14 protein-coding genes are annotated in these 16,017 nt (G+C 54.3%); 6 read left to right on the forward strand and 8 right to left on the reverse strand.

Annotation, left to right across the window (positions count from 1 at the left end; all coding sequences use genetic code 11):
* Window positions 1–61: 61 nt before the first annotated feature.
* Window positions 62–1,774, reverse strand: coding sequence for an assimilatory sulfite reductase (NADPH) hemoprotein subunit (cysI, locus tag OGV50_RS23100; protein ID WP_012134872.1), 1,713 nt, complete (start codon window positions 1,772–1,774; stop codon window positions 62–64).
* The gene (cysJ, locus tag OGV50_RS23105) at window positions 1,774–3,579 is read right to left on the reverse strand and encodes an NADPH-dependent assimilatory sulfite reductase flavoprotein subunit (RefSeq protein ID WP_200092736.1); all 1,806 of its coding nucleotides are present in this window, start codon (window positions 3,577–3,579) and stop codon (window positions 1,774–1,776) included. The genes cysI and cysJ overlap by 1 nt, the downstream gene beginning before the upstream one ends.
* A gap of 307 nt (window positions 3,580–3,886) precedes the next feature.
* Here cysJ and queD point away from each other — a divergent pair, with 307 nt between their 5' ends.
* The 4 genes from queD to OGV50_RS23125 all read left to right on the forward strand — a co-directional run bounded on the left by queD (window position 3,887) and on the right by OGV50_RS23125 (window position 6,511).
* A complete protein-coding gene (gene queD / locus OGV50_RS23110) occupies window positions 3,887–4,249 on the forward strand; it encodes a 6-carboxytetrahydropterin synthase QueD (protein WP_012134875.1) in 363 nt (120 codons plus the stop codon).
* Window positions 4,250–4,330: 81 nt separating this feature from the next.
* Window positions 4,331–5,602 (forward strand): FAD-dependent oxidoreductase, encoded by a 1,272-nt coding sequence (locus OGV50_RS23115; RefSeq protein WP_200092735.1) that lies wholly within the window; start codon window positions 4,331–4,333, stop codon window positions 5,600–5,602.
* Entirely contained in the window at window positions 5,593–5,853 is a 261-nt protein-coding gene (locus OGV50_RS23120) for a ferredoxin family protein (RefSeq protein WP_286488798.1), read from the forward strand. Before OGV50_RS23115 ends, OGV50_RS23120 begins: the two co-directional genes overlap by 10 nt.
* 82 nt (window positions 5,854–5,935) lie before the next feature.
* On the forward strand, window positions 5,936–6,511 hold the full coding sequence (locus tag OGV50_RS23125; protein ID WP_012134878.1) for a glycerol-3-phosphate responsive antiterminator: 576 nt from the start codon (window positions 5,936–5,938) through the stop codon (window positions 6,509–6,511).
* A gap of 73 nt (window positions 6,512–6,584) precedes the next feature.
* On the opposite strand, the gene OGV50_RS23130 is transcribed toward OGV50_RS23125, so the two are convergent.
* The 5 genes from OGV50_RS23130 to OGV50_RS23150 form a co-directional block, all read right to left on the reverse strand.
* The gene (locus OGV50_RS23130; protein ID WP_286488799.1) at window positions 6,585–7,439 is read right to left on the reverse strand and encodes an electron transfer flavoprotein subunit alpha/FixB family protein; all 855 of its coding nucleotides are present in this window, start codon (window positions 7,437–7,439) and stop codon (window positions 6,585–6,587) included.
* Entirely contained in the window at window positions 7,436–8,212 is a 777-nt protein-coding gene (locus OGV50_RS23135) for an adenine nucleotide alpha hydrolase family protein (protein ID WP_200092733.1), read from the reverse strand. The genes OGV50_RS23130 and OGV50_RS23135 overlap by 4 nt, the downstream gene beginning before the upstream one ends.
* Window positions 8,190–9,539: an MFS transporter gene (locus tag OGV50_RS23140; RefSeq protein WP_232103851.1), complete on the reverse strand. Its 1,350-nt coding sequence runs from the start codon at window positions 9,537–9,539 to the stop codon at window positions 8,190–8,192. Before OGV50_RS23140 ends, OGV50_RS23135 begins: the two co-directional genes overlap by 23 nt.
* A 111-nt stretch (window positions 9,540–9,650) precedes the next feature.
* Window positions 9,651–11,105: an FAD-binding oxidoreductase gene (locus OGV50_RS23145; protein WP_012134883.1), complete on the reverse strand. Its 1,455-nt coding sequence runs from the start codon at window positions 11,103–11,105 to the stop codon at window positions 9,651–9,653.
* A 63-nt stretch (window positions 11,106–11,168) separates the two neighbouring features.
* The gene (locus OGV50_RS23150) at window positions 11,169–11,954 is read right to left on the reverse strand and encodes an SDR family oxidoreductase (protein ID WP_012134885.1); all 786 of its coding nucleotides are present in this window, start codon (window positions 11,952–11,954) and stop codon (window positions 11,169–11,171) included.
* 317 nt (window positions 11,955–12,271) lie between these two features.
* Here OGV50_RS23150 and OGV50_RS23155 point away from each other — a divergent pair, with 317 nt between their 5' ends.
* Both OGV50_RS23155 and OGV50_RS23160 read left to right on the forward strand, forming a co-directional pair.
* Window positions 12,272–13,570, forward strand: coding sequence for an MFS transporter (locus OGV50_RS23155; RefSeq protein ID WP_058668025.1), 1,299 nt, complete (start codon window positions 12,272–12,274; stop codon window positions 13,568–13,570).
* A gap of 25 nt (window positions 13,571–13,595) precedes the next feature.
* A complete protein-coding gene (locus tag OGV50_RS23160; RefSeq protein ID WP_286488800.1) occupies window positions 13,596–15,074 on the forward strand; it encodes an FGGY-family carbohydrate kinase in 1,479 nt (492 codons plus the stop codon).
* 149 nt (window positions 15,075–15,223) lie between these two features.
* Here OGV50_RS23160 and queE read toward each other — a convergent pair whose 3' ends face one another.
* On the reverse strand, window positions 15,224–15,895 hold the full coding sequence (gene queE / locus OGV50_RS23165; RefSeq protein WP_047461605.1) for a 7-carboxy-7-deazaguanine synthase QueE: 672 nt from the start codon (window positions 15,893–15,895) through the stop codon (window positions 15,224–15,226).
* Window positions 15,896–16,017 lie beyond the last annotated feature (122 nt).

The following is a 16,017-nucleotide window of genomic DNA, read 5'->3' on the forward strand; positions in this document are numbered from 1 at the left end:
ATCCGGCCTACCGTCTACGTAGGCCGGATAAGGCATTTATGCCGCCATCCGGCGATGCACGTTATTCCCAGAAATCCCGGGCGGGATCGAGCACCGGGCGAATGATGCCCGCACGCACCGTAAAGTCGCCGAAGCCTTCACCCGCTTCGCGCTCTTTCACCCAGCGCCCAATCAATTCATCCAGCGACGCCAGAATTTCCGGCTCGGTAATATTCTCTTTGAACATACGCGGGATACGCGTTCCGATGCGATTGCCGCCCAGATGCAGGTTATAACGGCCCGGCGCTTTCCCCACCAGGCCGACTTCCGCCAGCATGGCGCGTCCGCAGCCATTTGGGCAACCCGTCACGCGCAGCACGATGTGCTCATCGCTCACGCCGTGGTGGGTCATCAACGCGTCCACTTTATCGACGAAGGTCGGCAGGAAACGCTCCGCTTCCGCCATCGCCAGCGGGCAGGTCGGGAACGATACGCAGGCCATCGAGTTTTCACGCTGCGACGTGACCGCATTCATCAGGCCGTGGTTGCGCGCCAGTTTTTCAATCTTCGCTTTCTGGCTTTCCGGCACGCCGGCAATGATCAGGTTCTGGTTGGCGGTAATACGGAATTCACCCTTATGGATCTTCGCGATCTCCAGCAGACCGGTTTTCAGCGGGCGCCCCGGATAATCCAGAATACGGCCATTCTCAATAAACAGCGTCAGGTGCCATTTGTTGTCGATGCCTTTCACCCAACCGATGCGATCGCCGCGCCCGGTAAATTCATACGGGCGGATCGGTTCAAATTTGATGCCTGCACGACGCTCGACTTCCGCCTTGAACGTCTCGACCCCAACACGCTCCAGAGTGTATTTGGTTTTGGCATTTTTACGATCGGTGCGATTACCCCAGTCGCGCTGAGTCGTCACCACCGCTTCCGCCACCGCCAGGGTATGCTCCAGCGGCAGATAGCCGAACTCGCTCGCGGTGCGGGCATACGTTTTCTTGTTCCCGTGCTCAATAGAAAGCCCGCCGCCGACCAGCAGGTTAAAGCCCACCAGCTTGCCGTTTTCCGCCACAGCGACAAAGTTCATGTCGTTGGCGTGCAGATCGATGTCGTTCTGCGGCGGGATCACCACGGTCGTTTTGAACTTACGCGGCAGATAGGTCTGGCCGAGGATCGGCTCCTCATCTGTTGTGGCGACCTTTTCCTGATCAAGCCAGATCTCCGCATAGGCGCGGGTACGCGGCAGCAAATGCTCGGAGATCTTTTTCGCCCACTCATAGGCTTCGGCATGCAGCTCAGACTCATACGGGTTAGAGGTGCACAGCACGTTACGGTTCATGTCGTTGGCGGTCGCCAGCGCGTCCAGCCCAACGGAGTGCAGCATCTGATGTACCGGCTTCACGTTCTTTTTCAGAATGCCGTGGAACTGGAAGGTCTGACGGTTAGTCAGGCGAATGCTGCCGTAAATCGTATTTTCCGCGGCGAATTTATCGATCGCCTGCCACTGTCTGGTGGTGATAACCCCACCCGGCAGACGGCAACGCAGCAGCATCGCATGACGCGGCTCCAGCTTCTGCTCGGCGCGCTCGGCGCGAATGTCGCGGTCATCCTGCTGGTACATACCGTGAAAACGGATCAGCAGAAAGTTGTCGCCTTTAAAACCGCCGGTCAGGCCGTCATTCAAATCTTCAGCAATGGTGCCGCGCAGGTAGTTGCTCTCAAGCTTCATGCGCTCGGCATCTGCCAGTTTACCTTCGACCACCAGTGGGCCTGGATGTTTTTCGCTCATTAGTAGACATCTCGCTGATAACGGCGCTCAACGCGCAGCTCACTTAAAAATTCATCCGCCGCTTCGGCATCCATACCGCCGAATTCGGCAATCACTTCCAGCAGTGCCTGCTCAACGTCTTTCGCCATGCGATTGGCGTCGCCGCAGACATAAATGTGCGCGCCGTCATTAATCCAGCGCCACAGCTCTGCGCCCTGTTCGCGCAGTTTGTCTTGTACGTATATTTTTTCTTTTTGATCGCGGGACCAGGCCAGATCGATGCGGCTCAGGACGCCCTCTTTGACATAGCGCTGCCATTCCACCTGGTAGAGGAAATCTTCGGTAAAGTGCGGGTTGCCAAAGAACAACCAGTTTTTACCCGGCGCTTCATCTGCCGCACGCTGCTGCATAAAGGCGCGGAAAGGGGCGATCCCGGTGCCTGGACCAATCATGATTACCGGTGTTTCCGGGTTGGCCGGCAGACGGAAATTATCGTTGTGTTCGATAAATACGCGCACTTCACCCTCTTCTTCCACGCGGTCGGCCAGGAAGCTTGATGCCCCGCCCGCCCGCGCCCGGCCTTCTATTTCATAACGCACGGCGCCTACGGTGATATGCACTTCGCTCTCGACTTCCGCCTGGGAAGAGGCTATCGAGTAAAGACGCGGCGTCAGCGGGCGCAGCAGCCCCACCAGCGCGTCAGCATCCAGCTGAGCCGGAGAGAAACGCAGCATATCAACGACAGGCGTCGTCGCGGCGTAATGCTGCAACTGGGCTTTATCACCCACCAGCGGCAACAGCGATTCGCTGCGGGTCAGCGTGGCGTAGTTTTCCACGATATTGGTGGTGTTCACCGTCAGCTCAAAATGCCACTGCAAGGCTTCGGCAAGCGGCAGCACCTTACCGTTAACGGTGACCGGCTCCGTGCCTTTCAGCCAGACCAGTTCGACGATCTCTTTGACCAGTTCAGGATCGTTCTGATACCAGACGCCCAGGGCATCGCCCGGCTGATAACGCAGGCCGGAATCGCCCAGATCGATTTCGATATGGCGCACATCTTTTTCCGAGTCGCGGCCGGTGATTTTCTGATTGACGGCGAGCGAGGCGCTCAGCGGCGCTTCTTTGGTATAAGGGCTGGAATGCACGTCATTCACGGCCCCTGTTGTCGCGACAGCGACCTGCGCTGCCGATGCGCTCGGCGCACGCGCTTTCAGTACGTCAACAACGCGAGCCCGCCATTCTTGTGCCGCCGCCTGGTATTCCACATCCGCATCGACGCGATCGAGCAGACGCTCACCCCCCAGTTCCGCCAGCTTGCTGTCGAAATCTTTACCCGCCTGGCAGAAAAATTCATAGGAGGTATCACCGAGGCCAAAGACGGCGAAGGCGGTGTTGTCGAGCTTCGGCGCTTTTTTAGAGAACAGAAACTTACGCAGCGCAACGGCTTCTTCCGGCGGTTCGCCTTCGCCCTGCGTGGACGCGACCACAACCAGCAGCTTCTCATTGGCGATCTGTTTGAATTTGTAGTCACCCGCATTAACCAGCGTGACGTTCAGTTTCGCCGCCAGCAGGTCATCGCGCAGGGCTTCCGCCACGCGCCGCGCATTGCCGGTTTGCGATGCAGAAATAAGCGTAATACCCGGCATTTCAGCGACAGGCGCTGGCGTGGCGGCGAGCGTGCCCGGCTGCTGGTTCAGCATTCCCCAGAAATAGCCGGAAACCCAGGCAAGCTGGGTGGGGGAAAGATCGGTTGTGGCCGCCTGAAGGCGTGCCAGTTGCTCCGGGTTTAGCGGAAGCAAAGCGGATGGTGGGGCCTGTGTTGTCATGCGTCGTTATGTTCCAGTAGCAAAGCGGAATTTATGCAAAAAGACCAAACTAGCGATAAGGTTAACGGCGGGGATAATAACAATTAAAGAAGGGATGGAAATAACAAATAACCAAATGGACTAACCTGTTTTAGTTATAGTTATTAACAACAAAAGCGATTAAACAACCTATTGAAATAGAAAGAAATAATTCACAATTCTTGTGTAAATCTCATTATCCGCGCGTCAACGCCGTTTTAGTTAATGATAAAAAATGTGCTTTCCGGTACCCTACGGCGGTTTTTGTATTCTTGAGAGTTAATCATCCATGTCCACCACCTTGTTTAAAGATTTCACCTTTGAAGCCGCTCACCGCCTGCCCCACGTACCGGAAGGGCATAAATGTGGCCGCCTGCATGGTCATTCATTTATGGTGCGCCTTGAAATTACCGGTGACGTCGATCCGCATACCGGTTGGATCATGGATTTCGCCGAACTGAAAGCCGCGTTCAAACCGACGTACGATCGTCTGGATCATTATTATCTGAACGATATTCCAGGTCTGGAAAATCCAACCAGCGAAGTGCTGGCAAAATGGATTTGGGATCAGGTTAAACCTGCCGTACCGCTGCTGAGCGCGGTAATGGTGAAAGAGACCTGCACAGCAGGCTGCGTGTATCGCGGCGAGTGATTTTTTCGTTTGTGTCGCGGGTCAATTTTCCTTAAATAACGTTATGTTAGGGTTGTGTTCTCAGGATTTCTGGAGCACAACATGGCTGACGATTTCGATATCATCATCATCGGTGCAGGGATAGCGGGCACTGCTTGTGCTTTACGCTGTGCGCGGGCTGGACTCTCAGTCCTGCTGATTGAACGCGGTGAGTTTCCCGGCAGCAAAAATCTTTCCGGCGGTCGTTTATATTGTCATGCGCTCGCCGAACTTCTTCCCGACGTTCACCAGTCCGCCCCCCTTGAACGCCGTATCACTCAGGAAAACCTCACGCTATTAACCCGTGATGGCGCGACAACCTGGTCCAGCCTGCAACCAGACGGTGACTCATGGAGTCTGCTGCGCGCCCGCTTTGATCCCTGGTTTGTCGCTCAGGCCGAGGCCGCAGGGGTACAGTGCGTTAACGGCGTTACGGTTGAAGCGCTCCATATTGAAGATGGCCGAGTCTGCGGCGTCATGTGCGAAGATGAAACGCTGCGCGCCCGTTATGTCGTACTGGCAGAAGGAGCAAACAGCGTGCTGGCGGAACGGTATGGATTCCTGCCTCGCCCCGCCGCGACATCAATGGCGCTGGGGATCAAGGAGGTGCTGGCGCTGGATAAACAGACGCTTGAAGAGCGCTTCCGATTGTCCGGGGAGGAAGGTGCCGCCATGTTGTTTAGCGGAGAAATTTGCGGCGATCTCCCCGGCGGCGCGTTTCTTTATACCAACCAGGAGACGCTCTCTTTAGGTGTAGTGTGTCCACTCTCTTCTGTTGCGCAGAGCGACATTCCGACAGTCGAACTGCTGGAACGACTCAAAGCGCATCCAGCGCTGCGTCCTTTGCTCAGAGGCAGCGAAACGCTGGAGTACGGCGCGCATCTGGTGCCGGAAGGCGGCTTACACAGCATGCCCGTCCAGTACGCAGGCGAAGGCTGGCTGCTGACAGGCGATGCGTTGCGCAGCTGCGTCAATACCGGCTTCTCCGTACGCGGTATGGATATGGCGCTCATCGGCGCTCAGGCGGCCGCGCAAACCCTGATTAACGCCTGCCAGAAACATGCGCCGCAAAATCTGTTCCCGGCCTATCATCAGGACATCCGGCACAGTCTGCTGTGGGAGGTTTTGCAACGCTATCGGGACGTTCCCGCGCTGTTGCAGCGCCCGGGATGGTATCGTCAATGGCCTGCATTAATGCAGGATATTTCTCACGAGCTCTGGCATCAGGGGCATCATCCCGTGCCGCCGCTGCGCCAGATCGTCTGGCGTCATTTTCGCCGTCACGGCCTGCGCCATCTGGCAGGCGATATTATCAGGAGCTTACGATGTCTGTAGCCCGCAACATCTGGCGCCCCGCCGATATTTCCCATATCGTTACGGCTACCGCTGTCGACAGCAAAACGGCAGAACGGCTGATCACGTCCTGCCCCGCCGGACTCTTTTCCCGCACACCGGAAGGGGGCCTGCAAGTCGACTTTCGCGGCTGCCTGGAGTGCGGCGCCTGTCGACTACTGTGTGATGAAAAAACGCTGCAACAGTGGCGCTACCCGGCATCTGGGTTTGGCATCACTTACCGATTTGGCTAATTTGATACTCTAAATAATTCGAGTTGCGAGGAAAGCCAACGCACCAGCAAATTGAAGTATGACGAGTATATAAGGATAATCTATGCCCCTGTTACACCTGCTCCGCCAGAATCCGGTGATTGCCGCCGTTAAAGATAACGCCAGCCTACAGTTAGCCATTGATTCCGAATGTCAGTTCATCTCCGTGCTGTACGGGAACATTTGCACCATCAGCGCGATTGTGAAGAAAATAAAAAATGCGGGTAAATATGCGTTTATCCACGTTGATCTGCTGGAGGGGGCGTCAAATAAAGAGGTCGTGATCCAGTTTTTAAAATTGGTCACCGAAGCGGATGGCATCATCAGCACGAAAGCGGCAATGCTGAAAGCCGCCAGAGCGGAAGGTTTTTTCTGTATTCACCGTCTGTTTATCGTTGATTCCATTTCATTTCACAATATTGATAAGCAGGTCGCGCAGTCAAACCCGGACTGTATTGAGATCCTGCCGGGCTGTATGCCGAAAGTGTTGGGCTGGGTGACAGAGAAGATACGCCAGCCGCTGATTGCCGGGGGGCTGGTATGCGATGAAGAAGACGCCCGCAATGCGATGAAAGCCGGTGTGGCGGCGCTTTCCACCACCAATACCGACGTCTGGACGTTAGCGAAACACCTTAATTAAGCCGGGCAACGCCGGATGGCGACGATAAATCGTCTTATCCGGCCTACACGTAGGCCTGATAAGCGTAGCGCCATCAGGCATTTTTGCAGCGGACCAACTCTTCCAGCACCGGTAGCCAGTCATCGACAATCCCGACATCCGCCTGCGCAAAAACCGGCGCGCTGGCATCGTGGTTTATCGCCACAACAAAACGGCTCTGGCGTACTCCGGCCATCAACGCCGCCGCTCCTGACGCGCCAGCCACGATACAGACATCCGGCGACAGCAGATGCCCCGATATTCCAGTCACGCGATCGGCATCAAAACCGCCGTTCATCACCCGCGCACGGCTGTACCCTACCTCAGCATCAAGCGCCTGACCAAGCGCGGTAATCTTATCTGCATCCGCTTCACTTCCCCCTTGCCCAACCACCAGTACGCGCCCGGCACGTAACAAAGGATGGGTAGCGACGCTATTTACGCTTTCCACCTTATCCAGCCAGTCGGGGGGCGCCGTGGGGGTAATCAGATATTCCGTCATCACAGGCAAGGAATGACCAGAAGCGCTCACCTCCGGCTGTCGCGCCAGCGACAGGCACAAAGGGCGTGCGGTAATTTGCAACGTTGCCGTCAGCGCATTCCCCCAGTGGGATTTTTTCACCAGGCCTTGTCGCACATCCACAGCCAGAACCTGACAGAGGCTGCCGCCATGCAGGCGCCAGGCGAGTCGCGTCGCCAGTTCATCGCCCGGACTACCTGCCGGAAAGATCAGCATATCAACAGGTGTCCGCAGCCATTGCGCCGCCAGCGCATCCAGTACCTGCTCTGCAACATCCGGCACGGGATCGATAATCCAGCGCTCCAGTTCTGCGGTGCAAAGCGCATTCTCTGCGATCCAGCTCGCCATCGCCGCACACTCATGCGAGTCAGTAATGATAGCAATTTTCATGACGGCATCCTCTGGCGCAAATAATCCGCCCATAGCCTCCGGGCTTTTTCCTGCGCCGTCGCGCCGCTGATAATCGTTGCATGCCGCCGCTGCTCCGGCCTCTCCAGACGCAGGCACTGAACCGCTGGTGTTGTCTCAACCACAACGTTCCGACGCTCGACGTCTGCTTTCGCCGCCGCCAGACGCTGGCGCATCCCCGGTACGGGAAGCGCCACTTCACCACACTGCCTGACGGCGATGACGGCCGGGAACCGTACCCGACAACGCCGAAGCCCGGTCATCGTTCGCTGCTCAACCACAATAAAAGGAGGCTCAAGCGTAAAACGCTCCACCTGGGTAAAACAGGGCCACGCCAGCATTTCAGCAACCAGAAATGGCGTCTGACTGTTCTGACCCTCGCTACTCTGACAGCCCGTTATAATCAGATCCGCACCGTGATTACGCTGCCAGTCGGCAATGTTCCTGGCGACAAATTCGGGAGCAAACCGCAGGTCTGCCGTCGTCTCCAGCAACACCGGCGTCTCAAAACCCAGCGCGACAAAATAGCGTAACCAGTGGAGCGCCCGCTCGTCGCCGATGCTTAACGCAGTCAACGTCATCTCACAGCCCCCATTGCGCTGAGCCAGCAGCAACGCTGCCGCCGCCTGTTCATCCGCACCTAGGGAGCAACGCAGCAAGGAAACATCCGGGCCGTGGGTATCCGCCGCCTGCCAGTCTTTCTCCGCCAGCATGCCGGGATCGGGCTCTGCCTTAAACGCTAACAGAATGTTCATTCACACCTCCCTGTCTTTTGTCCACACTCCCGGCAGCCACCAGCGGCAGCGCCTTGGTTTCCGGCGCCCACAGCCAGGTCACCACAAATCCGATGACTAATATCCCAGCCAGCAGTAATAGCGTGACCTGCATTCCCCACTGCGCCAGCGTCCAGGGCAACAAACTGGTGCTGATCGCCGCCCCTAATCGGCTCATTGCCGTGGCAAACCCGACGCCCAGGGAACGAATATCCGTCGGGAAGCTTTCCGCAGGCAGAACCCCCACCAGATTGCTGACGGCAGAAATGGTGGTACTGAACAACACAAACAGCAACAGCGTCAGGCTGCTTCCCGCCGGTAAACAAGCCATGACGACAAGCGTCGCGGCGAGCAGCATAAAACTGCCGAGCAGAAATTGGCGGTGCGCCAACAGGTGTGTTAACAGCAGCCCCAGCAGCGCGCCAACAATCAGCAGCGCGTTAAGCATCAGGCTGGCGGTTAGCGCATTTTCAAGACCGATCGTTTGTGCAATGGTGGGAAGCCAGGTGTAAATCACAAACCACGGGATCACCAGGCAGACAAAGAACACGCTGTTAAACGCGGTTCTTCGCCAGTAATGCGTTGAAAATAGCGTTTTGATATGTCTGCTCGTCGGCGCCGCCACCTCATCGCCGAGCAGCACATGCGTGCCAAAATAGCGGTGCACAATCGCATACGCTTCTGTTATCCGCCCCTGACGCATCAGCCAGCGAGGCGACTCCGGCGTTCCCCAGCGTAAGAACGTAATGCACAGCGCGGGTAATGATGCCGATGCCAGCAGCCAGCGCCAGGCATCCGGCGTTTCCTGAATAAAATGATGCCCCACCAGGCTCGCCAGAACATAGCCAATAGTCCACACCACACTGAATGCGCCCAGTAATATTCCCCGATGGCGACGCGGCGCAAATTCAGCCAGCAATGTATGACCAACCGAGTAGTCACCGCCAAGGCCGATACCAATCAGAATGCGCAAGCCAATAAGCTGTTCCGGCGTTGTGGCAAAAAACTGTAGGAAAGAGGCGATGGTTATCAGCATAAAGCTGAAGGTAAAAATTTTCTGACGCCCGATATAATCAGATACCCATCCCAGGATCAGGCTACCGAGAAAAAGTCCAACCAGCGCCGAGCCGCCAATCATCCCTTCCATAAAAGGCGTCAGTTGCATGGCGGGGGTCAGTTGGATCATGGCATAGCCGACGACGCCTAATACATAGCCATCGGTCAAATGCGCGCCGAATGTCAGCGCAGCAATGCGGCAATGAAAACCATTCAGCGGTAAATCATCCATTCGCACCGGTGAAGTGTTCATCGTAGCCCCTTCATTGTCCGGTAAAGTCGCGGCTTCCCGGTTGAGAAGCCGTTTATACGCTTCGCCCTTTAAGCTGCCTGATGCAGCTTAAAGGATTTTGCGTATAACTCTCTATTTTTCAATCGGGTAGATCGTGCCTGTATTCATAATACCGTTTGGATCAAACTGGCGCTTGAGACCTTCCAGCAGCGGCCAGGCGCTACCGTGTTCCAGCTTGCTCCAGTGAACGCGGTGCTTACCAATGCCGTGGTGATGCACCATTGAGCCGCCAAGACGGATCGTCTCTTCGCAGATGATCTTGTTGAGCGGGTTATGGTACTTATCAATCTCCTCTTCCGGCTTGCAGTCCACCACGTTGTAGTCGTACACAAAATACATGTTGGTGCCGTTGATATAGCTGTGAGAAGAGTGGCCGCCCAGCATGGTGATATCGTCCGCATGCGGGAACTCGGTACGGATACGGTTGATCACGCTTTCGTAGATTTGATGGATGCAGCTCCAGCAACCAGATACTTCCGTCGTAAAGCCCATATTGCCGGTTTTCAGGATCTGTACGCGTTCGGCAGCCACTTTTTCCGGCCCCCAGTTCAGATGGTTGAACCAGTTTTCGATAAGTTTGCTGTCCACCCGCTGGCACTGCGGGTAGCGCGCCACGATCTCCGCAATCCCTTCGCCGGTGGCTTGCGCCAGTCGCGGATTGCCTTCAGCCATAAAAATCAGCACACATTTGCCGTCGGCAAAATGCGTGAAGTGCTGGGTTCCATCTTCGGCGTCGTACAGGCGCGCAATGGAGGGGCGATAGCCTTCCACCATGACTTCACGCAGGATGTCGAAACCGGTTTTCATGTCGTCCAGCACATAGCCGTAGTAGAGGTTGTTTTCGGGCGTGAACTTAAAGATTTTCACTGTGACTTCAGTGATGTAGCACAGCGCACCTTCGTTCCCAATGATGATGTGGCGGATATCCGGCCCGGCCGCCCGGCGAGGCACGTTTTTGATGCGGGTAATGGTTCCGTCCGCCAGTACGGCTTCCAGCCCCACCACCATATCTTCAATCGCGCCGTACAGCGTGGAGAACTGGCCGATACTGCGAGTGGCGACCAGACCGCCCATCTGCGCCAGCGGCTTAGACTGCGGCGAGTGCCCGGTGGTATAGCCTTTTTCACGCAGCGCGTTTTCCAGAATCTCAAGCGGTACGCCACATTGCGCGGTTGCCTGCATGTTTTCGATATCAATACTCAGGATTTGATTCATCCCTGCGCCGTCCAGCACCACAGAATCTTTGACGACAGTTTCCAGACCGCCTTCCGTCGCAGACGCGCCGGTACGCGGCACGCCATTGATTTTATGCTGGTTCATGAATGCCAGAACGCGAGAGACCTGCTCCGTCGAACCGAGCTTAACCACGGCCGCCGGAATGGGCAACGTGTAAACGCCGTGAATATCCGCATATTTGCGAAAACGGTCAATACTGTTTTTCTTTAATACGGTTTCATCCGTAATAACACGCCCGGAACCCACAATTTCTTTTAACTGGTCAACAATCGCTTCACGGGATAATGACATAATAAATCCTTCCTGATAGTCAATGCAGAATAAAATAAAAACCAGAAACCACCGATATTAAAATTAACGCACCAGATAACCGCCATCGACAACCAAAAGATGACCATTAACATAATTTGATGCCTGACTGGCGAGGAATATCGCCGCCCCCATAAGATCCTGAGTATCACCCCAACGATTGGCCGGAATATGATCCAGTACACGCTGATTAGTTTCCGGGTTACTGCGGGTTGCCAGCGTAATATCAGTGGCATAATAACCCGGCGCAATACCGTTAACCTGAATATTATATTGCCCAAGTTCATCGCAATATGCTTTGGTAAAACCAGCAAGCGCATGCTTGGTTGCTGAATAAGCCGGAGACCACTGCCCGCCAAGATAAGAGAACAAAGAGCAGATATTAATAATTTTCCCGCTATTTTGTGGGATCATAATTTTTGCCGCTTCATAGCTCAGCTCAAACGCCGCGGTCAGGTTAACATCAATCATCGGGTCCCAGTCCGCGCGGCCAAAGTCCAGAACCTTATTCAGCTTACAGATCCCGGCGTTGTTCACCAGAATATCTACCGTGCCAAAACGCTCGCAGCAGGCGGCAATAATCTTCTGCGGCGCGCCTTTCTCGGTGATGTCCACTTGCATGAACGCCACTTCAACACCTTGTGCTTCAATGAGTTCTTTCGTTTCACCGTTATCCTTTACGAAGCTGGGAATAAAAAGGTTGGCTCCGGCTTTCGCCAGCGCCATCGCGAAAGCCTGACCCAGACCACTGTTCCCGCCCGTTACAATTGCCGTTTTCCCTTTCAGGGAGAAAAAATCCATTGAGAATGCATTGAGAGATTCGATCGACATAGTTGGCTCCAAATTCCTTCAGGCAAAAAAAAAGAAAGGTAACTTCCCCCGCGAGAGGGAAGTTACCTTTCTCATTATCTCTGGTAACTGGCGTAAATTTTTAGCACAACCTCCAGACATCTAATGTGATCGTAATCACAGATGAACCGTTCGCTTTGTAATTATGGTAAAAAACAAGAAGCGTGATTATTCTCACACTATAAGCTGCCCTTCCATGCTATTTCTAACGCAATTACTAGAGACCTGAGAAAAGTAATCCTCCTGAAAAGGCGGCTTACTTTTCTCTTTTTTTTGTCCATTACAAATGGGAATTCGATATGCAACACAACTCATATCGCCGCTGGATAACCCTCGCCATTATTAGTTTTAGCGGTGGCGTCAGTTTTGATCTGGCTTATTTACGCTATATATATCAAATTCCCATGGCAAAATTTATGGGATTTAGCAATACCGAAATAGGGCTAATAATGAGTACCTTTGGTGTTGCTGCTATTATTCTTTATGCGCCCAGCGGAATCATCGCCGATAAGTTTTCCCATCGCAAAATGATTACCTCCGCAATGATTATTACCGGACTCCTCGGTCTGGTCATGGCGACGTATCCACCGCTATGGGTCATGCTGTGCATTCAGGTCGCGTTCGCGATTACGACAATCCTGATGCTGTGGTCCGTATCCATTAAAGCCGCGTCGCTGCTTGGCGATCACAGTGAACAAGGCAAAATTATGGGCTGGATGGAAGGGCTGCGCGGCGTCGGCGTGATGTCGCTGGCAGTGTTTACCATGTGGGTCTTTTCTCGCTTCGCGCCGGATGACAGCAACAGCCTGAAAACGGTGATTCTGATTTACAGCGTGGTCTATATCCTGCTGGGTATCCTGTGCTGGTTCTTCGTCAGCGATGGTCATCATCACAGCAGCGCGGCAAAAGAAGAGAAAAAATCATTCCAGCTCAGCGATATTCTGGCCGTGTTACGCATCAGCACCACCTGGTATTGCAGCATGGTCATCTTCGGTGTCTTTACGATCTATGCCATCCTCAGCTACTCCACCAACTACCTGACCGAAATGTATGGCATGTCGCTGGTCGCCGCGAGTTACATGGGCATTGTGATCAACAAAATTTTCCGCGCTATCTGTGGCCCGCTGGGCGGCATCATTACCACTTACAGCAAAATTAAATCGCCGACGCGCGTCATTCAGCTTCTCTCCATTGTCGGAGCCGTCGCGCTTATTGCGCTGCTGGTCACCAACTCAAATCCACAGTCTGTCGTGATGGGGATCGGCCTGATTCTGCTGTTGGGCTTCACCTGCTACGCCTCACGCGGGCTTTACTGGGCCTGCCCTGGTGAAGCCAGAACGCCGTCTTACATCATGGGAACGACGGTAGGTATCTGCTCGGTTATCGGTTTTCTACCCGACGTTTTTGTTTATCCGATCGTAGGCCACTGGCAGGACACGCTCCCGGCAGCGGAAGCCTATCGCAACATGTGGCTGATGGGACTGGCGGCGCTGTGTATGGTGATTCTGTTTACCTTTTTGCTCTTTCGCAAAATTCGTACCGCTAACGCCACACCGGAAAAGATGACATCGCTGGCCGCAGAAGCCTCCGGCGAGTGAAGAGAGAAAATTAAGGAGAATGACAATGTCGAAGAAATACATCATTGGAATTGATGGCGGAAGTCAGAGTACGAAGGTCGTGATGTACGATCTCGAAGGGAATGTGGTGTGCGAAGGGAAAGGATTGTTACAGCCCATGTATACACCCGATGCCAATACGGCAGAACATCCTGATGATGATTTATGGACGTCTTTATGCTCCGCAGGGCAAGACCTGATGAGTCAGTTTTCGGGTGACAGAAAAGACATTGCTGGAATCGGTCTGGGTTCCATCCGTTGCTGTCGCGCATTATTAAAAGCAGACGGCACGCCCGCAGCTCCGCTGATTAGCTGGCAGGACGCGCGCGTAACCCGTCCCTACGAGCATACCAACCCCGATGTGGCTTATGTCACCTCATTTTCAGGTTATCTGTCGCATCGCTTAACCGGTGAGTTTAAAGACAATATCGCCAACTACTTTGGGCAGTGGCCGGTGGATTACAACACCTGGGCGTGGAGCGATGACGATGAGGTGATGAAGAAGTTCAACATTCCGCGCAGGATGCTGTTTGACGTCCAGATGCCGGGAAGCGTGCTCGGTCATCTGACTGAAGCCGCCGCCCTGGCAACGGGTTTCCCTGTCGGCTTGCCCGTGGTCTGCACCACCAGCGACAAACCAGTGGAAGCACTGGGCGCAGGATTGCTGGACGATGAAACCGCAGTTGTCTCATTAGGCACCTATATCGCCCTGATGATGAACGGCAAAGCGCTCCCCAAAGATCCGGTCGCTTACTGGCCGATTATGTCTTCTATTCCCGAAACCCTGCTCTATGAAGGCTACGGTATTCGTAAAGGCATGTGGACGGTCAGCTGGCTGCGGGATATGTTGGGCGAATCACTGATTCAGGACGCCAAAGCACAGGGGCTGTCGCCGGAAGATTTACTCAATAAGAAAGCGGCCGGCGTACCGCCTGGCTGTAACGGTTTAATGACGGTTCTCGACTGGCTGACCAACCCCTGGGAACCGTTCAAGCGAGGAATCATGATCGGCTTTGATTCCAGCATGGATTACGCATGGATTTACCGTTCTATTCTGGAGAGCGTTGCGCTGACGCTGAAAAACAACTACGACAATATGTGCAATGAAATGAACCACTTTGCTAAACATGTGATCATCACCGGGGGTGGTTCGAATAGCGACCTGTTTATGCAAATCTTTGCCGATGTGTTCAATCTCCCCGCCAGACGCAATGTGATAAATGGCTGCGCGAGTCTGGGAGCGGCAATTAACACGGCCATAGGGCTTGGTCTGTACCCGAACTATGAGACCGCGGTTGAAAAAATGGTGCGGGTAAAAGATGTGTTTATGCCGATAGAGAGCAATGCCAGACGCTATGACGCACTGAATAAAGGGATTTTCCGCGACTTAACGCAATACACCGATGTGATTTTGAAAAAGTCGTATGAAGTGCTGCATGGCAATCTGGATAACGTCGATTCGATTCAAAGCTGGTCGAACGCGTAGTATTCCTTATCTCGCGTCTTATCCGGCCGGTAAATGAACGGGCGAACGTGCCGGATGGCGACGCGTTGCGTCTTATCCGGCCTACAAATGAGCATGACCGTAGGCCGGGCAAGCGAAGCGCCCCCGGCGAGCACGCTAACGATTTTTTATCACGCAATATTCAGATATTTGTGCGTCTGCATTGATAAGCGCCAGTTACGCGCGATACAGGTTTCAATGCATAGACGCGTCGCGTCTTCTTTCTGGCTGATTGGCTGCAAGGCAATGATTCGCGGCTTATCGTCGCTCAGCGTCGCCAATAGCTCATCCAGCGCTTCAATATCACGGACGCGACCAACAGGGTGCTTGATTTCATTCGCACGCTCCAGCGCCTGTGACAGGACGTCATAGCCACCGCGCATATTCACCTTCGGCGAGACCGTCACCCAGGTATTGGGCGTACAGCGCACCTCGTGGGTACCGCTGGTTTCAATCTGACAGCTGAATCCATTCTTCTCAAGTAAATCGGTCAATGGCATCAGGTCATGGATACAGGGCTCACCGCCGGTGATCACGACATGACGCGCGGTATACCCCTGTCGGCTTATCACCGCCAACAGGTCTTCACTACTTGCCGCGCCCCACTTATCGCTCTCTTTGGTCTTCGCCAGGATGCTGTACAACGACACTTCCCGATCTTCAAGCTTATCCCAGGTGTGTTTGGTATCGCACCAGGCACAGCCAACCGGGCATCCCTGTAAACGGATAAAAATGGCGGGGACGCCGGTAAAGTAACCCTCACCTTGCAAGGTCTGGAACATCTCGTTAATCGGGTACTGCATAGCATTCTCTGTTAAGGGGATAATCAGTGATTATCGCAGAAAGCCTCGCTAAGGTCATGCACAGCAGCTGCGCCAAACGCACGCCATAAAAAAACCCGCCGGAGCGGGTTTTTTACGTTAAG

The sequence above is a fragment of the Citrobacter sp. CK180 genome (assembly GCF_030333655.1).
GTDB lineage: Bacteria > Pseudomonadota > Gammaproteobacteria > Enterobacterales > Enterobacteriaceae > Citrobacter_B > Citrobacter_B koseri.